Consider the following 21,102-nt stretch of genomic DNA (forward strand, 5'->3'; position numbering starts at 1 on the left):
CTGGGCAAGCGACAGCCCGAAGGCCCGCCGCCCGCACCCGCGGTGCAGCGCATCCGACTGCGCTACACCAAGCGCGGCCGCCTCCGGTTCACCAGCCACCGTGACTTCCAGCGCGCCTTCGAGCGTGCGCTGCGCCGCGCCGAGGTGCCCATGGCGTACTCGGCGGGGTTCACCCCGCACCCCAAGGTGTCGTACGCCAATGCCGCACCCACCGGCACGGGCAGTGAGGCGGAGTACCTGGAGATCGCGCTCGCCGCGGCACGCGATCCCGAGAAGCTGCGCGCCCTGCTCGACGAGTCGCTGCCCACCGGGCTCGACATCGTCGACGCGGTCGAGGCGCGGACCCCGGGCCTCGCCGACCGGCTGACCGCTTCCGTCTGGGAGCTGCGGCTGGACGGCGTCGACCCGGCCGACGCACGGCGCGCGGTCGAGGCCTTCACCGGGGCCCCGGCCGTCGAGGTGCAGCGCATGACCAAGAACGGCGTCCGCACCTTCGACGCCCGTCCCGCGGTCGTCAGCCTCGAGAGCGTGGCGACACAGGGTCAGCGGGCCGATAGGCCCAGCGACCGGCCCTGTGCGATACTGCGGCTGGTTGTTCGGCACGTGACGCCTGCCGTACGACCCGACGACGTCCTGTCCGGTCTCCGCGCCGTGGCCGACCTGGCGCCGCCGGTCCCCGCAGCGGTGACCAGGCTGGCGCAGGGGCTGCTCGATGAAGAGACCGGCACGGTGACCGACCCGCTCGCGCCCGACCGCGAGGCAGCGGAGGCCCTTACCGGGGCCGCCCCGGCTGCCGCCGCGACGGCGCCGGTGCCGGAAGGTTCCGCGTAGGGACGGACGTCGAAAGCGCCGCCCTGGTACTCGGGAGCCACCTGGGTCGGGCAGCGCACCGACCACAAGACTTTCGCCAGGCCGTGCACAACAAGGCGTACGGAACCGGCGAGACAGGACACGGAAAGCTCCCGTGCGGCGCTCGCGCCCCGGACGGCGGCCATCGCGCATCGCGCGGGCCGCGGACGTCAGCGGCGGCCGGTCGATGCGACCGGCGCCGTACCAGGTGCGGCGCCCGGGAGCCCGACGGGAGAAACGCCCGCATGCTCGAACCGACCGAACCCGCAGAGTCCGTGACGGCCTCCGGATCCGACTCGCCCAGCGACACCCTGCCGCCGCGCAGGCGCCGCCGCGCCGCCTCCCGCCCGGCGGGACCCCCCGCCGGCGCCGAGGCCGTCCAGGCCGCCGAGGCCGCCGCCGAGGTCACCCTGCCGGCCATACCGGCCGCCGAGGTCGCCGACGCCGCCGCGGACACCACCGAGGAGGCCGCGCCGGCCCCCCGCACCCGCCGCCGGGCCACCCGGCGCGCGTCCGCGCCCGCCGGTGCGCCGACGCCGGACGCCGAGGCCGCCGAGACGGTCGTGGCGGCCGCCCCCGCCGCCGAGCCCGAGGCCGTCGCGGCCCAGGCCCCCGAGGCGGCCGAGGAGCCGGCCCCGCCGCGCACCCGCCGCCGCGCCACCCGCCGGGTCACCGCACCGTCCGTGACACCGGCGTCCACCGAGGCCGGTGAGACCCCGGCGACGCGGCAGGCCGCCGAGCCCGAGGCACCCGCCCAGGCGGAGAAGCCCGCCGAGGCGCCCGCCGCCGAGGAGGCCGCACCGGCCGCCCGTACGCGTCGCCGGGCGACCCGGCGTGTGTCCGCGCCCGCCGAGTCCGCCGCGGAGGGGGCCGCCCCGGCCGCCGCCGAGGCCGCCCCCGCCGAGCCGGAGACCGAGGCCGCGACCGCCGCGGTCGCCGAGGAGGCACCGGCCGAGGAGGCCGCGCCGCGCCGCAGCCGTCGCCGGGCCACCCGCCGCACGGCCGCCCCCGAAGCCGCCGAGCCCGCCGAGGCCACCGAGCCCGCCCAGGTGCCCGGGACCGATCAGCAGGCGCCGGCCGCCGAAGCCGCCCAGGTCACCGAGACCGCGCCCGCCGCCGAGGCCGCGCAGGCCCCGGCCGAGGAAGCCGCCCCGCGCCGCTCCCGCCGCCGTGCGGTGCGGCAGGCCGCGACCGGCTTCGCCGAGCCCGCCCGGTCCGCCGGCGCCGACGACTCCGAGGCGCCGCGTCGCCCCGCCCGTCCCGCCGTGGCCGTGTTCCAGCCGCCCGTCTTCACCGAGCCGAGGTTCCAGACCCCGGAGCGGGCCGCCGCGGAGCGCGCCGCCGAGGCCACCGAGCCCGACGACGCCGTGGAGCCCGCCGAGAGCGCCGAGACCGTGGCGAGCGAGACGTACCCGCAGGAGCGCGCGGAGAGCGGCACGCGCCGCCGCCGGCGCCGCCGGGGCGCCGACGCCGAGGAGACCCAGGCCACCGAGACCCCCGCCGCCCGCAGGGCCGGCCGCGCCGCCGAGGCGGAGCAGCCGGACGCGGCCGAGGAGGCCGAGGAGCCGGAGGAGTCCGCCGAGGACCTCACCGACACCGACGCGGCCGACGAGGCCGAGGAGAGCGACGAGCTGGAGGAGTCGGACGAGGCCGAGGACTCGGACGACAGCGGTTCGCGCCGCCGCCGCCGGCGCGGTGGCCGTCGCCGCCGCCGCGGCGAGGCCGGTGACGGACCGGACGCCGACGCCGACGAACTGGCCGCCGAGCAGGCCGCGCAGGACGCCGAGGACACCGCCGAGCAGGACGAGGAGGACGCCGACGAGGCCCGTGACGACGCCGGGTCCTCCAGCTCCAGCAGCCGCCGCCGCCGTCGCCGCCGTCGTCGTGCCGGTGACACGGCCGTCGACACCGAGCCGGAGGACAGCGACCCGGAGCGCACGGTCGTCAAGGTCCGCGAGCCCCGCAAGGCCGGCGAGCCGTCCGACGAGGTGCAGTCCATCAAGGGCTCGACCCGCCTGGAGGCCAAGAAGCAGCGCCGCCGCGAGGGGCGTGAGCAGGGCCGGCGCCGGGTGCCGATCATCACCGAGGCCGAGTTCCTGGCCCGGCGCGAGGCCGTCGAGCGGGTGATGGTCGTCCGCCAGCACGGCGACCGCACGCAGATCGGCGTCCTCGAGGACAACGTGCTCGTCGAGCACTACGTCAACAAGGAGCAGTCGACCTCGTACGTCGGCAACGTCTACCTCGGCAAGGTGCAGAACGTGCTGCCGTCGATGGAGGCCGCCTTCATCGACATCGGCAAGGGCCGCAACGCCGTGCTGTACGCCGGTGAGGTCAACTTCGAGGCCCTCGGCATGGGTCACGGGCCGCGCCGCATCGAGTCCGCCCTGAAGTCCGGCCAGTCCGTGCTGGTGCAGGTGACCAAGGACCCGATCGGGCACAAGGGCGCCCGGCTCACCAGCCAGGTCTCCCTCCCGGGCCGCTACCTCGTGTACGTCCCCGAGGGCTCGATGACCGGCATCAGCCGCAAGCTGCCCGACACCGAGCGGGCCCGGCTGAAGACCATCCTCAAGAAGATCGTCCCCGAGGACGCGGGCGTCATCGTGCGCACCGCCGCCGAGGGCGCGAGCGAGGACGAGCTGCGCCGCGACGTCGAGCGGCTCCAGGCGCAGTGGGAGGACATCCAGAAGAAGGCCAAGAACGGCAACGCGCCGACGCTGCTGTACGGCGAGCCGGACATGACCGTCCGGGTCGTGCGGGACATCTTCAACGAGGACTTCTCCAAGGTCGTCGTCAGCGGTGACGAGGCCTGGTCGACCATCCACGGCTACGTCTCGCACGTCGCGCCGGACCTCGCCGAGCGGCTGTCGCGGTGGACCTCCGAGGTCGACGTCTTCGCCACGTACCGGATCGACGAGCAGCTCGCCAAGGCGCTGGACCGCAAGGTCTGGCTGCCCAGCGGCGGTTCGCTGGTGATCGACCGGACCGAGGCGATGGTCGTCGTCGACGTCAACACCGGCAAGTTCACCGGCCAGGGCGGCAACCTGGAGGAGACGGTCACCAGGAACAACCTGGAGGCGGCCGAGGAGATCGTGCGCCAGCTGCGGCTGCGCGACCTCGGCGGCATCATCGTGATCGACTTCATCGACATGGTGCTGGAGTCCAACCGGGACCTGGTGCTGCGGCGCCTGCTGGAGTGCCTGGGCCGGGACCGTACGAAGCACCAGGTCGCCGAGGTGACGTCGCTGGGGCTCGTGCAGATGACCCGCAAGCGGGTCGGCCAGGGCCTGCTGGAGTCCTTCTCCGAGACCTGCGTCCACTGCAACGGCCGCGGCGTCATCGTGCACATGGAGCAGCCGACCGCCGCCGGCGGTGGCGGCAAGCGCAGCAAGAAGCGCGGGCGCGGTGGTGACGGGCAGGAGCACGTGCACGAGACCGCCGCGGTGGCCGTCGAGAGCGGCGAGGCCGTCGAGCCGGAGGTGGAGACCGCCGTCGAGGTGGCCGCCGACCTGGCCGAGCCGGTCGAGCTGCCCGCGCCGGACTTCGCGCCGGACGAGGAGCTGTACAGCAGCGTCGCCGAGGCGGAGGCCGCGGCCGGCCGCGGCCGTTCACGGCGCCGGGCGAGCCGCCGGGCGTCCGCTCCGGCGGGCGCGCCGCGGGGCGCGGCCGCGAAGGGCGCCAGGGAGCCCGCGGCGCAGGCCGAGCCCGTCGAGGTGCCGACCGCGCAGGCCGTCACCGCCGCCGAGGAGGCCGTGCGTCCGGTGCGGCCGGAGACGGCCGCCGAGGCGCACGCCGAGCCGGTCGCGGCCGAGGACCCGGTCATCGCGGCCGAGCCGGCCGAGGCGCCCGAGGCCGAGCGGGCACCGGAGCCCCAGCGGGCCCCGGAGGTCCCGGCGGCCGAGGAGGCCGCGCCCACGGGCCGTACGCGCCGCAGGGCGACCCGGAAGGCGACCGCGCCCGCCGGTTCCCCGGCGGGTGCCGAGGCGGCCGTGGTGACGGTCGCCGAAGCCGCGCCGGCCGCGCCGGTGGAGCAGCCGGCCGCCGAGGCTCCCGCGGCCCCGGCCGAGGAGGCGCCCGCCGGGAGCGCCGCCCCGGCCCGTCCGCGCCGCCGTGCCGTGCGCAAGGCCACCGCGCCGACCGCGCCCGTGGAGGCGGCCGTCGTGGTCGTCCCGTCGGCCGCGCCGGAGGAGGCCCCCGCCGAGGCACCGGTGGCCGCCGAGGCACCGCTGGAGGTGCCGGCGCCCGAGGCGGCGCCGGACGCCGTGGCCGAGGAAGCGGCGCCGGCCAAGAAGGCGGCGGCCCGCAAGACGGCCAAGAAGGCGACGGCGAAGAAGGCCGCCACCAAGAAGGCCGTGGCCAAGAAGACCGTCGCCAAGAAGACGGCGGCCAAGACGACGGCGAAGAAGGCGGCGAAGACCGCCAAGACGACCGCCGCCAAGGCCACGGCCAAGAAGACCACGGCGGTCCCGGCCGCCGGCGAAGAGGGCTGACACCGGGCGGGGCGCGACCGGTCCTGGCGACCGGCCGCGCCCCGCGCGCGTTCCGCCCCCGGGGCCCGGTTTGACCCCTTGACCCGTGGCCCCGTAACCTGGACCGTCGGCGTGTCCACTGAACACGCCACATCCCCGTAAACCTCTTCCTCCCGGGCACACGGTTGGCCGGGAGAGGTTGCCCGTGCTTCCGCACGGGCGGCTGGCCTGCGGGGGTGCCGTTCTCCGAGCGAAAGAGAGATCCGCGTGTACGCCATCGTGCGCAGCGGTGGTCGCCAGCACAAGGTTGCTGTCGGCGACATCGTTGAGGTTGACAAGATTTCCACTGCCAAGGTTGGCGACACGGTCGAGCTCTCGACCCTGCTCGTTGTCGACGGCGAAGCTGTCACCAGTGACCCGTGGGTGCTGGCCGGCATCAAGGTCCAGGCCGAGGTCGTGGACCACCACAAGGGCCAGAAGATCGACATTCTGCGCTACAAGAACAAGACCGGTTACCGTCGTCGTCAGGGCCACCGCCAGCAGTACACGGCGATCAAGGTCACTGAGATCCCCGCGGCTGCGAAGTAAGGGACTGAGGAGAGATGGCACACAAGAAGGGCGCATCGTCCACCCGGAACGGTCGCGACTCGAACGCCCAGCGGCTCGGCGTGAAGCGCTTCGGCGGTCAGGTCGTCAACGCGGGTGAGATCCTGGTCCGCCAGCGCGGCACCCACTTCCACCCGGGCTCGGGCGTCGGCCGTGGCGGCGACGACACGCTGTTCGCGCTGCAGGCCGGTGCTGTGGAGTTCGGCAGCAGCCGTGGCCGCAAGGTCGTGAACATCGTTCCGGTCGCCTGATCGGACGCTTTCGCGAGGCGGACCTCACTTCCCGGGAGGGAAGGCGGGTCCGCCTTTCGCGTGTTACGTAAGAGACGAACCGTACTAAGTGCTGGAGGCACCCACCATGACCACCTTCGTGGACCGCGTCGAGCTGCACGTCGCCGCGGGTAGCGGAGGCCACGGCTGTGCCTCCGTACACCGGGAGAAGTTCAAGCCGCTCGGCGGCCCCGACGGCGGCAACGGCGGCCGTGGCGGCGATGTGATCCTGACTGTCGACCAGTCGGTCACCACGCTCCTCGACTACCACCACTCCCCGCACCGCAAGGCGACCAGCGGCAAGCCCGGTGAGGGCGGCAACCGGTCCGGCAAGGACGGCCAGGACCTGGTCCTGCCGGTGCCGGACGGCACCGTCGTGCTGGACCGCGCGGGCAACGTGCTCGCCGACCTCGTCGGCCACGGCACGTCGTACGTCGCCGCGCAGGGCGGCCGGGGCGGGCTCGGCAACGCCGCGCTGGCCAGCGCCCGGCGCAAGGCGCCCGGTTTCGCGCTGCTCGGCGAGCCGGGGGACGCCCAGGAGATCGTGCTGGAGCTGAAGACGGTCGCCGACGTGGCGCTCGTCGGCTACCCGAGCGCGGGCAAGTCCTCGCTCATCTCCGTGCTCAGCGCGGCCAAGCCGAAGATCGCGGACTACCCGTTCACCACCCTGGTCCCCAACCTGGGCGTGGTGACCGCCGGTTCGACCGTCTACACCATCGCCGACGTGCCCGGTCTGATCCCCGGCGCCAGCCAGGGCAAGGGCCTGGGCCTGGAGTTCCTGCGGCACGTGGAGCGGTGCAGCGTGCTGGTGCACGTGCTGGACACCGCGACCCTGGAGTCCGACCGCGACCCGCTCTCCGACCTCGACGTCATCGAGGCGGAGCTGAGCAGCTACGGCGGCCTCGGCGACCGGCCGCGGATCGTCGTGCTCAACAAGATCGACGTGCCGGACGGCAAGGACCTCGCCGAGCTGGTCCGCCCCGACCTGGAGGCGCGCGGCTACCGCGTGTTCGAGGTGTCGGCGGTGGCGCACATGGGGCTGAAGGAGCTGTCGTACGCGCTCGGTGAGGTCATCGCGCAGGCGCGGGCGGCGCGGCCGAAGGAGGAGGCGACGCGGATCGTCATCCGGCCCAAGGCCGTGGACGACGCGGGCTTCACGGTGACCCTCGAGGACGACGGGCTGTACCGGGTGCGCGGCGAGAAGCCGGAGCGCTGGGTGCGGCAGACCGACTTCAGCAACGACGAGGCCGTCGGCTACCTCGCCGACCGGCTCAACCGCCTCGGTGTCGAGGAGCAGCTGATGAAGGCGGGCGCCCGCTCCGGCGACGGCGTCGCCATCGGCCCCGAGGAGAACGCGGTCGTCTTCGACTGGGAGCCGACGGTGATGGCCGGCGCCGAGATGCTCGGCCGGCGCGGCGAGGACCACCGCCTGGACGCGGCCCGGCCCGCGGCCCAGCGGCGCAGGGACAAGCAGGCCGAACGGGACGAGGCGCTGCGGGAGTTCGACGACTTCGACCCGTTCGGTTAGACCCGGCGCGGCGGCCTCCGTGTCCGCCGCGGCCGCGGGGACGCGTACCGTTCACCGGACGCCGCCGGGGGAACCCGTACGGGTACTGGGCCGCCGTCGCCGCCAGGGTCTGTCGCACGACAGGTTCCGGCGGCGACGGCGGCGCTGATCGGTCTTCCGTCCGGCTTCTGTGTACTTACTCACAGCAATTGCACGGGGCTTCCGAGGACATCGCCAAGCACCGGGAGTGCAAGGTGAATGACGGGTGGCCGGCACATATGCGGCAGCCATCGGTCACCTTGCACTGCGGTAACCCGAGGTGGGACCATTTCGAGGTTCCCTGACGCCCCAAGGTAGGTCACCTGTGTCCCAGCACATAGCCAAGCCCCGTACCACCGCAGTGATCCTGGCCGGTGGCACCGGTCAGCGGGTGGGTCTGTCGATCCCCAAGCAGTTGCTGAAGATCGCCGGAAAGGCCGTCATCGAGCACACCCTGGCCACCTTCGAGAAGGCCGACTCGATCGACGACATCATCGTGCTGATGGCCCCGGGGTACGTGCCGGACATCGAGAAGATCGTCGCCAAGGCCGGGTTCCGCAAGGTCAAGAAGGTCATCGAGGGCGGCTCCACGCGGAACGAGACCACCGAGCGCGCCATCGAGGCCCTCGGCGAGGGCCTGGCGCAGGGCGAGGACCTCAACGTCCTCTTCCACGACGCCGTACGCCCCCTGCTGTCGCGCCGCGTCATCGACGACTGCGTGAGCGCGCTGGAGCGCTACCAGGCCGTCGACGTGGCGATCCCGTCGGCGGACACCATCATCGTCACGCGCACGCACGGCGGGGACGGCGAGTTCATCACCGAGATCCCCGACCGCTCCCGGCTGCGCCGCGGCCAGACGCCGCAGGCCTTCAAGCTGTCGACGATCCGCCGCGCCTACGAGGTCGCCGCGAACGACCCCAACTTCCAGGCCACGGACGACTGCTCGGTCGTGCTCAAGTACCTGCCGGACGTGCCGATCCACGTCGTCGCGGGTGACGAGTACAACATGAAGGTCACCCAGCCGGTCGACGTCTTCATCGCCGACAAGCTGTTCCAGCTCGCCTCCACCGCCGCGCCCGAGCAGGTCGGCGAGGACGCCTACCGCGAGCTGCTCACCGGCAAGACGGTCGTCATCTTCGGCGGCTCCTACGGCATCGGCAAGGACATCGCCGAGATAGCCGGCAACTACGGCGCGAGCGTCTACGCGCTGGGCCGCTCCACCACCGGCACCCACGTGGAGAACCCGGAGGAGGTCGACGACGCGCTGTCCAAGGCGTACGCGGAGACCGGCCGGATCGACTACGTCGTCAACACCGCGGGCGTGCTGCGCATCGGCAAGCTCGCCGAGACCGACAACGCCACCATCGAGGAGGCGCTGAAGGTCAACTACCTGGCCCCGGTGCAGATCGCGCGCTCCTCCTACAAGTACCTGGCGGAGACCAAGGGCCAGCTGCTGCTGTACACCTCCAGCAGCTACACCCGCGGCCGCGCCGAGTACAGCCTGTACTCCTCCACCAAGGCCGCCATGGTGAACCTCACCCAGGCGCTGTCCGACGAGTGGGCCGGCGACGGCATCCGGGTCAACTGCATCAACCCCGAGCGCACCGCCACCCCGATGCGCACCAAGGCCTTCGGCCAGGAGCCCTCGGGTTCCCTGCTCTCCTCCGAGGCCGTGGCCCGTACCTCGCTCGACGTGCTGCTGTCGGAGCTGACCGGACACGTCATCGACGTCCGCCAGCAGGACCCGACCGCGTCCGCCGGCCAGGCCTCGGGCTTCGAGCAGGCGCTCGCCAGTGTTCTGGACCGGCAGGACGGCGTGGCATAATCGCCTCAATAGACTTCGGTAATTCAGGCCTCTGTGACCGTCCGTTCGCGGGCATTCACAGAGGCCTGAATCCGTAAGAATCCCAGCGTCCGCAAGGTCTGAATTCCGGCCTTTTTGTCAGCAAAAGGTTCTCCGTGATATCCACCGCTATTCGCGTCGCCCGGGTGGGCAGCGCGGCAGAGCTGGCCGCGGCGGCCCTCATGATGCTGGGTTACCCGGCACTCATGCTGGCCGCGCTCGTCCCGAGTGTGTACGCCTTCGCGGCCGCGGCCGCCGTCACGTACCTGGCGGACCACTATCTGCACCGCAGGGGCAGCTACCTGATCAACCGGCTGAGCAAGGTGCGCGCCGGCCTGTCGATCCGCTTCCTGATCCGGCAGCTGCTGCTGATCCTGCTGCTGGCCCGGCTCTCCCTCTCCGGCCACCTGGTCTTCTACGGCGCCATCGCCTGCTTCATCGCCTTCTACGGCCTCCAGGCCCCGCACGGCGCGCTGGTCACCCTGATCCGCAACCGGCGCCGGATGCCGGTCGCCACCCGCAACGTGGACCTGAAGTCCCGCATCCGCATCCCGGACGCCCCGCCGCGCCGCCTGCTGCACCGCTCCGCCGAGAAGATGCTGCACCTGGACCTCGCGGCCGTCGCCGGCGTCCTGCTCTCGGCGATGGTGGACTCCTCCGCGCCCGGGTTCGCCGGCATCGGCCTGACGATCGGTCTGGGTTGCCTGTACGTCCTCGCGCTCGTCCCGTACGTGCGCGGCCGCAAGGTGCCGCCGAACGCCGAGAAGGTGCTGGCCGCCGTCGACGACTGGCTGGCCGCCTACCGGCCGCAGACGGTGCTGTACTTCTCCGGCTCCAGGGACTCCGCCTACCAGGTCAACATGTGGCTGGAGACGATGGAGCAGCTGGACACCCGGCCGCTGATCCTGCTGCGCGAGCGCGCCATCCTGAACAACCTCGCGCCCACCACGGTCCCGGTGCTGTGCGTGCCCGGCGGCGTGCACCTGATGAACATGGACCTGTCGACCGTGCGCGTCGCGCTGTACGCGGCGAACGTCGGCAAGAACATCCACCTGCTGCGCGTGCCCACCATGAAGCACGTCTTCATCGGCCACGGCGACAGCGACAAGCTGGCCAGCGTCAACCCGTTCAGCAAGGTGTACGACGAGGTGTGGACCGCCGGCCGCGCGGGCCGCGACCGGTACGCCATCGCCGACGTCGGTGTCCGCGACGACGACATCGTGGAGGTCGGCCGCCCGCAGCTGGCGCCCATCCAGCCCTGGCAGGGCCCGGCAGCCGCCGACGGCGGACGCTGCCCCACCGTGCTGTACGCGCCCACCTGGGAGGGCTGGGACGACAACCCCGGCAACACCTCCATCCTGCTGGCCGGCGAGAACATCGTCCGCACCCTGGTGCGGGCCGACCCGCCGGTCCGGGTCCTGTACAAGCCGCACCCCTTCACCGGCACCCGCAGCGCCGCCGCCAAGGCCGCCCACCAGCGCATCACCGCCCTGGTCGAGAAGGCCGCCGCCGAGCGCGCCGCCGACCCCCGCTTCACCGCCGACACCGCCGCCCAGGCGCGGGCCGCGGCCGAGCTGGCCCGCATCGAGGCCCGGCTCGCCGAGCTGGCCGGCGCCGGCGGCGTGAAGGGCGACGAGGCCGAGGCCACCCGCGACGGCGTGACCGACGTCGCGAGGCACGAGGAGACCGCCCGGCTGCGCACCGAGTGGAACGAGGCCTACTGGCGCTCCTTCCCGGCGTACGAGCACCGGGTCGTCACCGGCGCCGAGCCGCGTCTGTACGACTGCTTCAACGTCTCCGACGCGATGGTCTCCGACATCTCCTCCGTCGTCTCCGACTTCATCGCCAGCGGCAAGCCCTACGCGGTCACCGACTCGGCGGAACTCGGCGCCGAGGAGTTCAAGCGGCAGAACACCGCGGTGCGCGCCGCGGTGATCCTGTCCAACGACGCCCGCGAGCTGGACGGCCTGCTGGCCGCCGTACGCGACCCGGCCGGGGACCCGCTGGCGGCCGACCGCGGGGAGCTGAAGCGCTACCTCCTGGGCCCCGACGAGCCGAAGTCCATCGACCAGTTCAACGCCGCGGTGGCCGGACTGGCCCTGAAGGCCGAGGCGCGCAACGCCGGCCAGGAGACCCGGCTCGGCGCCGCCAACGCCGACCCGGCCGAGGCGGCGGAGCTGACCACCGCGCTGCCCGGCCAGCGGGTGGCCGGCGCCGGTGAGACGGACGATGTGACCGCGGTCTGACCCGCGCGGAAGCCGAGGGCCCGGCCCCGGGGAGCGATCCCCGGGGCCGGGCCTTTCGCCGTTCCCGTGCCGGTGCGCACCGGCCGCCGTGCGCCCGGCCGTTGAGCGGCCGCGGCCCCCGCCGCGTACCGATCGGTGCCGAACGCTCCCGCCCGGTGCCGCCCGGGGTCCGCGCCGCGTGTGACGTGTCCCACGGGAGGTACCCCTGGAGGCAACCGTTCGGTGGGGCCGTCCGTCTAACGGAGTGCGAATAGCGTGATACGGGGGGAATGTACTGTTGACCGAGGGGGATTTGTGAACGCCGTGACGCAGCCTGATGTGAGCGTGGTCATCGGGGCGTACGAGGCGATGCCGTACCTGGTGGAGTGCCTGGAGTCCGTCGAGAAGCAGACCATGGACCCGGCCCGGATCGAGGTCATCGCGGTGGACGACGGGTCGACGGACGGCACCGGTGAGTACCTGGAGGAGTTCGCCGCCCGCGCTCCCATGCCGGTCACCGTGATCCGGCAGGCCAACTCCGGCGGCCCGAGCGGACCGCGCAACGTGGGCCTCGGCAAGGCCACCGGGCGGTACGTGTTCTTCCTGGACGCCGACGACCGGCTCGGCCCCGAGGCCCTGGAGCGCATGGTCGCCATGGCCGACCGCAACGGCACCGACGTGGTCCTGGGCCGGGTCGAGGGCGTCAACCGCACCGCGCCGAAGTCGATGTGGCACGAGACCCTGGACCGTACCGACGTCTTCTCCTCCAACATCAAGTTCACGCTCAGCGCCCAGAAGCTGTTCCGCCGCGCGCTGCTGGAGCGGCACGGGATGCGCTTCGACGAGTCCCTGTGGACCGGCGAGGACGCGCTGTTCACGATGGAGGCGTATCTGCGGGCCGACGGCGTCTCGGTGATCGCCGACCACACCTGCTACTACCTGGTCGGCCGCGAGGACGGCAAGCACGTCACCAAGTCCGGCGGCTACGCCCTGCGCTTCGACTCCGCGCGTGCCCTGATGCGCCTGATCGCCGAGATGGTCCCGGCCGGGCCCCGGCGCGACGCCCTGATGGTCCGGCCCTTCCTCGTCACCCTGCTGCCGCAGTTCGGCCCGCGGTTCCTCAAGGACTCCGAGGAGGTGCGCCGGCACAAGCTGGAGCTGGCCGCGCCGCTCATGGACGCCTACTGGACCCCCGAGGTGGCCCGCCGGCTGCGGGTGCACGAGCGGCTGCGCCTGGAGCTGGTGGCCCGGCAGCGCGCCGACCTGCTGCTCGACGTTGTCAGGTTCGTGCGCGCCAAGAAGCAGGCCGCCGCCGTCCTGGAGAAGCGCGGCACCCGCGTCTACCTGGTCTACCCGCACTTCCGGTCCCCGGCGGCCGGCCTGCCCGACCGGATCTACCTCGCCGAGCCCCGCGAGGCCCGGGCCTTCGAGGGCTACCGGGAGGCCGCCGCCAACTCCCTCGTCCGCCGGGCGCTGCGCCGGCTGCGGCGGGCGCTGCCCATCGGCGGGTTCGGCGCGGCGGCGGTCTGAGCGGGGGCCGCCCCGGCCGTGCGCGTCACCTCGGACGCGTCACGGCCGCGGCGTCACGCCCGGTGCGTCACGGCTTGCCCGGCTGCAGCGCGCGCCGCAGCGGCCGGCCCACCACGCTGCGGGCGCGGCGGTAGACGGAGGCGGCGGGCGCCGGGACGGCCTGCTTGGCCTTCTTCAGCCGGGCCACCTCCCGGGTGAGCTGCTTGTTGTCCTTGGTGAGTTCGGTGACCCGGCTGTGCAGCCAGCCGAACTTGGCGGCCAGCGAGGCGATGTCGGTGTCGTTCCAGGGGCCGATGCCGGGCGGGAACGACAGCGAGCGCAGCCGCTCGTCGAAGGCCGCGCCGCCGTCACCGTGCGTGAAGGTGTTCTCCAGCCCGTTCTTGTCCAGGAACGCGGTGAACCGCGCGAAGCGCTCCGGGTGGCCGTCGACCAGCGGGCCGAGGTCGGCCTGCTCGTACAGCCGCGCCGGGTCGGCCGCCTCGGGGTCCTTCACCGCCTGGTCCAGCCGCTGGTACGGGATGTCGAAGTACCGACACAGCTCCAGGGTGCGGCTGTCCCCGCACAGCACGGTCGCGGGCGTGCCGGCCAGCAGCGCGGCGATGTTGCCGTGGATGCGGGAGCCGAACGAGAAGTCGAAGGAGCGCAGGTCGTCGAACCAGGTCACCGGGTCGATGTAGACGCGCACCTTGTCCTCCCGGTACATCGGGTGGTCGGGGTGCGTGGGCATCGCGGTGATCTTGGAGTTCGGGTCCGACAGGTCCCGCCAGTGCAGCTGCCGGGCGTCGCTGAGGTTCTGGCCGACGAAGCGCAGGTGCGGGTAGCGCGCGTGGGTGCGGTCGATGATCCGGTCCAGGCCCTGCTTGCTCACCGCGTTGTGCGAGCCGTTGATCGCGATCCGCGACTCGGCCGTCAGCCCGGGCACCCGCTTGCGCACGTCGAGGGTGCCGCCGTGCAGGAACAGCGACGGGCAGCCGATGACCTCGACGTCGCGGAAGCCCATGTCCCGCAGGTACTGCTCGGTGAACTCGCCCCGCACGCCGATCGAGGCGCTGCGCTCCAGCACGGCCGAGCAGAACTCGCGCACCGCCTGCTCCATCGGCTTCAGCCGGGCCGGGTCGTAGTTCAGGCCGGTCTGCGCGCCGACGCCGAGCACCACCACCGGGATCCGCAGCTTGCCGATCAGCCGGGTCAGCCGCCGCAGCTGCGGCTCGAAGGAGGGCCGGAAGGCGTTGGCGAGCGGGACGACGAACGCGTCGTACTCCGCGTTGATCCGGGCGGCCGCCGCCACGTCGGTGCCGATGCCGTTGGAGACCACCTCGGCGCCCGGCGTCTGCAGGATCTTGTGTGCGGCGTCACTGAAGATCAGGTTGCCGGAGTTGGTGGCGAAGACGTCCCGGTGGAGGGCTTCCTCGACGGAAACCACGTCATACGGGCTTTTGCCTGATCTCAGGAGGATCCGCTTGGCGCGGTTAATACTGTGCGACACAGGTGCATCGTACGTTTGTCCAGGTTTTAATTTCCATAGGCAATCACTACAACCTTTTTACCTTGTGCGGTGTGTGACCGGATGATCGCCTTCGGTCGCCGTCCGGCACGTGGACCGGGAGGCGGCCCGCGCGCGCGAACGCGTAGATTGCGCAGGAGGAAGCCGAGGCAGGGCGAGGGGACGCGAGGCACAGTGACAGGGGCAAGGCAGGCCGTGGGCGAGGCCCGCAGGATCGTCGTCAAGGTGGGCTCCTCGTCACTGACCACCGCCGCCGGCGGTCTGGACGCCGACCGGGTCGACGCCCTCGTCGACGTCCTCGCCACCAGCCGCGACACCCGGGCCGCCCGCGGGGCGCCCGCCGAGGCCGCGGGGGAGGGCGGGACGGCGCGGGAGATCGTCCTCGTCTCCTCCGGCGCCATCGCCGCCGGCCTCGCCCCGCTGGGCCTGTCCCGCCGTCCCAAGGACCTCGCCCGCCAGCAGGCCGCCGCCAGCGTCGGCCAGGGCCTGCTGGTCGCCCGCTACACCGCCTCCTTCGCGCGCTACGGCATCCGCGTCGGCCAGGTGCTGCTCACCTCCGACGACATGAGCCGCCGGGCCCACCACCGCAACGCCTCCCGCACCCTCGACAAGCTGCTGGCGATGGGCGCCCTGCCGGTCGTCAACGAGAACGACACCGTCGCCACCGACGAGATCCGCTTCGGCGACAACGACCGGCTCGCCGCCCTGGTCGCCCACCTCGTCCACGCCGACCTGCTGGTCCTGCTGTCCGACGTGGACGGCGTCTACGACGGCGACCCCGGCAGGCCCGGCACCTCCCGGATCGCGCAGGTGCGCGGCCCCGCCGACCTGGCGGGCGTGGACATCGGCAGCGCGGGCAAGGCGGGCGTCGGCACCGGCGGCATGGTCACCAAGGTCGAGGCCGCCCGGATCGCGGCCGCCGCCGGCATCCCGGTCGTGCTCACCAGCGCCGTGCACGCGGCCGAGGCGCTCGGCGGCGGCGACACCGGCACCTACTTCCACCCCACCGGCAAGCGCTCCGCCGACCGGCTGCTCTGGCTCCAGCACGCCTCCACTCCGCAGGGCGCGCTCACCCTGGACGACGGGGCGGTGCGCGCGGTCGTGCAGCGGCGCACCTCGCTGCTGCCGGCCGGCATCGCCGCCGTCGAGGGCGACTTCAGCGCCGGCGACCCCGTCGAGCTGCGCGACCCCGCCGGGCACGCGGTGGCCCGCGGCCTGGTCAGCTTCGACGCCCGGGAGATCCCCCAGCTGATCGGGCGCTCGACCCGAGAGCTGGCACGCGAACTGGGCCCGGCGTACGAACGCGAGGTCGTACACAGGGACGACCTGGTGATCCTGCACTCGTAAACGGGGTGCGGCGACGGCCCCCGGTGGGGGACGTTCGGTGAAACCGCCACACGAAGCCGTGCGGCCTGCTCAACTTTGTCTCTAGGGCAACACCCCCGAGCGCTGCGTGAAGGAGGCCGTCGTGAGACGAGTACGCCCTGGGGCGGCGTCCCGCGGTGCCCTGACGAGCGTCGCGGCCGGGGACACCTTCGAGGAGCCGCAGGATCTGCCGCGCCTGTGGCACGTCACCCTCAGCGTCTCCGGACCGAAGGTCCCCCTGCCGGACCTGCGGCGGGCCCTGGAACAGCTCGCCCACGACCACCCCTTCCTGCTCACCAGCCGCTACGCGGGCGACCACGCGGAGATCCGCTACTGGGAAGAGGCCCGGGACCTGCACGACGCGGCCGCCGTGGCGCTGCGCCTGTGGGGCGAGCACCGCCAGACGGCCGGGCTGCCGCCCTGGGAGATCGTCGGCCTGGAGGTCATCGACCGGGAGACCTACCACCAGCGCATCGCCGAGGGCTACGGCCCGGCGCCCGCGACGCCCGTCGGCGTGCACCCCTTTTGAACCGTTGACGGCCCGTTGATGCCGTCTCGGGGTGTGGAACAGCCCGTGAACGGCCCCGCCCCGCGCACTACGCTTTCCCCATGACCACGCTCTCGCCCTACGACGCCATGTCCCCGGTCACCCGGGCCGCCTACCGCGCCAAGGCCGCCGCCGCCGACCTCGCGCCGCTGCCGCGCGCCGTGAAGGACGACGCGCTGCTGGCCATCGCGGACGCCCTGGAGGTCCGCACCGGCGAGATCGTCGAGGCCAACGCCAAGGACGTGGCCAGGGCCCGGGAGAACGGCACCGCCGAGTCGGTCGTCGACCGGCTCACCCTCACCCCCGAGCGGGTCCGCGCCATCGCCGCCGACGTGCGGGACGTCGCCAAGCTGCCCGACCCGGTCGGCGAGGTGGTCCGCGGCTCGACCCTGCCCAACGGCATCGACCTGCGCCAGGTCCGCGTCCCGCTCGGCGTCGTCGGCATCATCTACGAGGCCCGCCCCAACGTCACCGTCGACGCCGCCGCCCTCTGCCTGAAGTCCGGCAACGCGGTCCTGCTGCGCGGCTCGGGCTCCGCCTACGAGTCGAACACCGCGCTCGTGCGGGTCATCCGCGACGCCGTCGGCGGCGCGGGGCTGCCCGCCGACGCCGTACAGCTGGTGCCGGGGGAGAGCCGGGAGAGCGTGCGCGAGCTGATGCGCGCCCGGGGCCTGGTCGACGTGCTGATCCCGCGCGGCGGCGCCTCCCTGATCCGCACCGTGGTCGCCGAGTCCACCGTCCCGGTGATCGAGACCGGCACCGGCAACTGCCACGTCTACGTCGACGCGGCCGCCGACATCGACATGGCGGTCGACATCCTGGTCAACTCCAAGGCCCAGCGGGTCAGCGTCTGCAACGCCGCCGAGACCCTCCTGGTCCACCAGGACATCGCCGCCGCGTTCCTGCCGCGCGCCCTGGACGCCCTCGCCGAGGCAGGCGTGACCGTCCACGGCGACGAGCGCGTCCTCGCCCACGCCGCGGACTCCAAGGCCACCGTGGTCGAGGCGACCCCGGAGGACTGGGAGACCGAGTACCTGTCCTACGACATCGCCGCCGCGGTGGTGGACTCGCTGGACAAGGCCGTCGAGCACATCCGGCTGTGGACCTCCGGGCACACCGAGGCCATCGTCACCACCTCCCAGCAGGCCGCCCGCCGCTTCACCCAGCTGGTCGACTCCACCACCGTCGCCGTGAACGCCTCCACCCGCTTCACCGACGGCGGCCAGTTCGGCTTCGGCGCCGAGATCGGCATCTCCACGCAGAAGCTGCACGCCCGCGGCCCCATGGGCCTGCCCGAGCTGACGAGCACCAAGTACATCGTCACCGGCGACGGGCACGTACGCCGCTGACGGCCCGGGCCCGCCGCCCGTCCCGGCCGGCGGACTAATTTCCGTACCGTCTGCCCAAAATGACCCCCCAGGTCTACTCTGGAACCGTGCCGGAGGACGTGGGGGGTACGCCGTTTTCTGACGGCCGGGAGCCCGACGACGACCACGACCGCGGGGTGTCGGACGAAGAGTTCGCCTCCGTGGTCTTCGACGAGGCGTTCGTACGCGCGGCCGTGGTGCACGAGCCGAGCGCGGTCGAACGCCTCCTGGCCGCCGCGCGGGCCAGAGCCGAGGCCGCCGAGGCCGAGGCCCGCCGGGCCCACGCGACGGGCGAGCGGTTCGAGGACCGCTACCGCGCCGACAGCGCCGGCCTGGGCCGCTATCCCCGCCTCGACGACGAGGACGGCGCCGAATTCCGCGCGGACCGCCACGGCATCCTCGGGGGCTACGGCAGACAGGTCCGCTGGCACCGCCCCGTCGCCTGGGTGCTCGCCCTGGTGATGGGCGTCGGGATGGTCGCCCTGGCCTTCGCGGCGGTCTACCGCGGCGCCTCCTCGGGCAGCCGTGACCGGCTGCCCCCGCCGGCCTCCACCGGCCCGGAACAGAGCGGCGCGGCCTCTCCCGCCGCCTCCGCCGAGTTCTCCCCGCCGGCCGTCTCCGTGCTGCCCCACTCGCCCTGACCGGACCCGCCCCCGCACCCTGACCGGACCCGCCCGCACTTGGTGGGAACCTGTCACAACTTGGCGTCGGCCCGGCGTTTACCCGCGGCCCGCGAGACCTACCCTGAAGGTATGGGCGGTCCTGGAGACCCACCTGAGGGGACACCCGAGGGTGGTCCCGTCGGTGGAGAGGACGAGTACCGATCCGTCGTCTTCGACGAGTCGTTCGTCCGCGCTGCCCGCCTCCAGGAGTCCTCCGCGCGCGAGCGGGTCACCGACCACGCGCCCGCCGTCCGCCGCCGCCCGCCCCTGCACCGGGGGCTCTCCCGGCAGCTGCTGATCCTCGCCCTGCTGATCTCCCTCGCCTTCGGCACCGCGATCTACCTGGGCGTCCGTCACCCGTACGGCTCCCCGCGGACCCGGCCGGCCGCCGAGCCGCTGCGGATGACCGTCGTCCCGCTCGCCCCGCGGGGCGCGGTGCCCGGCGCGGCCGACGCCGAGCGGCTGTTCGCGCACAGCCCCGCCGCCGGGTACGCCGTCGGCGCCGAGGGGATACCGCTGCCCGCCTCCCGCTCCACCGCGCACTTCTCCGACAGCCAGGTCGTGGCCGCCCTGACCACCGCCAGGGACTACCTCGTCCGCTCCTCGCTCTACCCCGAGGTGCTCACCGGACGGCAGGTCCGCCCCGCCCGCGTCCTCCTCGACGGCGACCAGCTCGACCAGTTCGACCAGAGCTTCCGGCACCCCGCGGCGGACGGCCGGCACGCCCCGACCGGCTGGCTGGTGCGCTTCGACCCCTCCCGCGCGCGGCTGGCCGACAGCAAGGTCCGCGTCCAGGGCAGCCTCCGGGCCGCCGAGAGCGACCCGGACACCCTGGAGGTCACCGCGGACCACACCTTCGTCTACGCGCTGCGCCCGGCCCACGCCGGCGCCACGGCCGCGGTGTCGCTGTTCACCGTCCGCCGCGAGCTGACCTTCCGCTTCGACCAGGACGACCTGCGCCTGCACCAGGCCCGCCTGGTCGCCTCCTCCGTGCAGGCGGGCCCGCTGTCCTGCGCCGAGGACGCGACCGGCTACCTGCGCCCGCTGCTGGCCGGCCAGCGCGCGAAGGCGGGCGGTCCGGCGGGCACCGACCCCTATGCGGCGGGCGGCGCGACGCCCGTGTGCGGGACGCTGGCCGCGGGGGCCCAGCCGAAGGTGTGAGCCCCGGGCCCGGTGTCCCCGAGGTCGTCGTCCGTCACGCCTCGCCGGCCGGCGGGTCCTCCCGGGGGGTCTTCGGCGGCGGCGGGCTCGTGAAGCCGTTGAAGCCGCGCCGCACCCGCCCGCCGAGGTCCCCGGCGCCGCCCGCGAGATCCGTGACCAGCTTCATCAGCGGGTCCTTGGACCCCTTCACGTCTCCCGCGTAGCTCGCCGCCGACTCCCGGAAGGAGTCACCGACCGAGGTGTCCTTGTCCTCCTCGCGGCGCGGGTAGTGCCCGTCCATGATCCGCTGGTGGTCGCGGGACTCCGCCCACTTCTTCAGCTCGGCCGCCCGGACGGTGGTGAACGGGTGCGAGCGGGGCAGCATGTTCAGGATCTTCAGCACCGAGTCGCGCAGGTCGCCCCCGGACTCGTACTCCTCCGCCTGCCGCAGGAAGGCGTCCACGTTCATCTCGTGCAGGTGGTTGCCGCCGGCGAGCTTCATCAGCCCCCGCATCGAGGCCCGCAGATCCTGCCCCACCAGCAGTCCCGCCCGGTCGGCGGACAGCTCCGACTTGCGGAACCACTCCCGCAGCGCCGTCACGATCCCCATGATCGCCAGGTTGCCCAGCGGTATCCAGGCCACCTTGAGCGCCAGGCTCGTCAGGAACAGCAGGACCGTGCGGTACACCGCGTGCCCGGACAGCGCGTGCCCGACCTCGTGGCCCACGACCGCCCGCATCTCCTCCTCGTCCAGCAGCTCGACCAGGCCCGTGGTGACCACGACGACCGGCTCGTCCAGGCCGATGCACATGGCGTTCGGCCGGGGGTCCTGGGTGACGTACATCGGCGGGACCTTCGCCAGGTCCAGGATGTAGCAGGCGTCGCGCAGCATGGCGTGCAGGTGCGCGAACTGCTCGTCCGAGACCCGCACCGAGTCGGACAGGAACAGCAGCCGCAGGCTGCGCTCGGGCAGCAGCCCGCTGAGCGCCTTGAAGACCGTGTCGAAGCCGCTCAGCTTCCGCAGCGCCACCAGGGCGGAGCGGTCGGCCGGGTGCTCGTACGCGCGTGAGGAGATCCCCGGGAAGCGCCTGCGCCGCCGGCCCGGCGTACCCGCGTGCTCCGTCTGCTCGTGCCCGTCGTCGGACATGTCGTCCCCCATGCGTGTGTGTGCCCACTGACCCCC

At 73.3% G+C, this 21,102-nt stretch carries 15 protein-coding genes; 13 read left to right on the forward strand and 2 right to left on the reverse strand.

Going from position 1 to position 21,102, the window contains the following annotated elements; genetic code table 11:
- The first annotated feature begins 42 nt into the window (after nt 1–42).
- The 8 genes from ACZ6CZ_RS01525 to ACZ6CZ_RS01560 all read left to right on the forward strand — a co-directional run bounded on the left by ACZ6CZ_RS01525 (nt 43) and on the right by ACZ6CZ_RS01560 (nt 13,334).
- On the forward strand, nt 43–831 hold the full coding sequence (locus ACZ6CZ_RS01525; RefSeq protein ID WP_469013030.1) for a TIGR03936 family radical SAM-associated protein: 789 nt from the start codon (nt 43–45) through the stop codon (nt 829–831).
- A gap of 263 nt (nt 832–1,094) precedes the next feature.
- A complete protein-coding gene (locus ACZ6CZ_RS01530) occupies nt 1,095–5,336 on the forward strand; it encodes an Rne/Rng family ribonuclease (protein WP_469013034.1) in 4,242 nt (1,413 codons plus the stop codon).
- 246 nt (nt 5,337–5,582) lie between these two features.
- Complete coding sequence (gene rplU, locus ACZ6CZ_RS01535) at nt 5,583–5,903, forward strand: 50S ribosomal protein L21 (RefSeq protein WP_030217740.1); 321 nt, start codon at nt 5,583–5,585, stop codon at nt 5,901–5,903.
- A gap of 14 nt (nt 5,904–5,917) precedes the next feature.
- A complete protein-coding gene (gene rpmA / locus ACZ6CZ_RS01540) occupies nt 5,918–6,172 on the forward strand; it encodes a 50S ribosomal protein L27 (RefSeq protein ID WP_469013040.1) in 255 nt (84 codons plus the stop codon).
- Nucleotides 6,173–6,278: 106 nt separating this feature from the next.
- Nucleotides 6,279–7,718: a GTPase ObgE gene (gene obgE / locus ACZ6CZ_RS01545; protein ID WP_469013046.1), complete on the forward strand. Its 1,440-nt coding sequence runs from the start codon at nt 6,279–6,281 to the stop codon at nt 7,716–7,718.
- A 343-nt stretch (nt 7,719–8,061) separates the two neighbouring features.
- Complete coding sequence (locus ACZ6CZ_RS01550) at nt 8,062–9,561, forward strand: D-ribitol-5-phosphate cytidylyltransferase (RefSeq protein ID WP_469013052.1); 1,500 nt, start codon at nt 8,062–8,064, stop codon at nt 9,559–9,561.
- Nucleotides 9,562–9,725: 164 nt separating this feature from the next.
- Complete coding sequence (locus tag ACZ6CZ_RS01555; protein ID WP_469014355.1) at nt 9,726–11,825, forward strand: hypothetical protein; 2,100 nt, start codon at nt 9,726–9,728, stop codon at nt 11,823–11,825.
- Nucleotides 11,826–12,128: 303 nt separating this feature from the next.
- A complete protein-coding gene (locus tag ACZ6CZ_RS01560; protein WP_469013057.1) occupies nt 12,129–13,334 on the forward strand; it encodes a glycosyltransferase family 2 protein in 1,206 nt (401 codons plus the stop codon).
- A gap of 67 nt (nt 13,335–13,401) precedes the next feature.
- On the opposite strand, the gene ACZ6CZ_RS01565 is transcribed toward ACZ6CZ_RS01560, so the two are convergent.
- Nucleotides 13,402–14,757: a polysaccharide pyruvyl transferase family protein gene (locus ACZ6CZ_RS01565; protein ID WP_469013061.1), complete on the reverse strand. Its 1,356-nt coding sequence runs from the start codon at nt 14,755–14,757 to the stop codon at nt 13,402–13,404.
- A gap of 276 nt (nt 14,758–15,033) precedes the next feature.
- Here ACZ6CZ_RS01565 and proB point away from each other — a divergent pair, with 276 nt between their 5' ends.
- The 5 genes from proB (at nt 15,034) to ACZ6CZ_RS01590 (ending at nt 19,940) form a co-directional block, all read left to right on the forward strand.
- A complete protein-coding gene (proB, locus tag ACZ6CZ_RS01570) occupies nt 15,034–16,185 on the forward strand; it encodes a glutamate 5-kinase (protein WP_469014357.1) in 1,152 nt (383 codons plus the stop codon).
- Nucleotides 16,186–16,306: 121 nt separating this feature from the next.
- Nucleotides 16,307–16,732 carry a hypothetical protein gene (locus ACZ6CZ_RS01575; protein ID WP_469013064.1) on the forward strand — a complete coding sequence of 142 codons (426 nt, stop codon included), beginning with the start codon at nt 16,307–16,309 and terminating at the stop codon, nt 16,730–16,732.
- Between the two features lie 80 nt (nt 16,733–16,812).
- Nucleotides 16,813–18,099, forward strand: coding sequence for a glutamate-5-semialdehyde dehydrogenase (locus ACZ6CZ_RS01580; protein WP_469013066.1), 1,287 nt, complete (start codon nt 16,813–16,815; stop codon nt 18,097–18,099).
- Nucleotides 18,100–18,185: 86 nt separating this feature from the next.
- A complete protein-coding gene (locus ACZ6CZ_RS01585) occupies nt 18,186–18,758 on the forward strand; it encodes an SCO2584 family spore wall biosynthesis protein (RefSeq protein ID WP_469013069.1) in 573 nt (190 codons plus the stop codon).
- 111 nt (nt 18,759–18,869) lie between these two features.
- Nucleotides 18,870–19,940, forward strand: a complete 1,071-nt coding sequence (locus ACZ6CZ_RS01590; RefSeq protein ID WP_469013072.1) for an SCO2583 family membrane protein — start codon at nt 18,870–18,872, stop codon at nt 19,938–19,940.
- A 34-nt stretch (nt 19,941–19,974) separates the two neighbouring features.
- Here ACZ6CZ_RS01590 and ACZ6CZ_RS01595 read toward each other — a convergent pair whose 3' ends face one another.
- The gene (locus ACZ6CZ_RS01595; RefSeq protein ID WP_469013075.1) at nt 19,975–21,066 is read right to left on the reverse strand and encodes a M48 family metallopeptidase; all 1,092 of its coding nucleotides are present in this window, start codon (nt 21,064–21,066) and stop codon (nt 19,975–19,977) included.
- Between the last annotated feature and the right edge of the window lie 36 nt (nt 21,067–21,102).

It is taken from the genome of Streptomyces sp. NPDC041135, from assembly GCF_055592085.1.

Bases quoted from the DNA above. Each gene is read 5' to 3' on its own strand.
- ACZ6CZ_RS01530 (WP_469013034.1), top strand. From the start codon at position 1,095: ATGCTCGAACCGACCGAACCCGCAGAGTCCGTGACGGCCTCCGGATCC.
- rpmA (WP_469013040.1), top strand. From the start codon at position 5,918: ATGGCACACAAGAAGGGCGCATCGTCCACCCGGAACGGTCGCGACTCG.
- obgE (WP_469013046.1), top strand. From the start codon at position 6,279: ATGACCACCTTCGTGGACCGCGTCGAGCTGCACGTCGCCGCGGGTAGC.
- ACZ6CZ_RS01580 (WP_469013066.1), top strand. From the start codon at position 16,813: ATGACCACGCTCTCGCCCTACGACGCCATGTCCCCGGTCACCCGGGCC.
- ACZ6CZ_RS01590 (WP_469013072.1), top strand. From the start codon at position 18,870: ATGGGCGGTCCTGGAGACCCACCTGAGGGGACACCCGAGGGTGGTCCC.
- ACZ6CZ_RS01595 (WP_469013075.1), bottom strand. From the start codon at position 21,066: ATGTCCGACGACGGGCACGAGCAGACGGAGCACGCGGGTACGCCGGGC.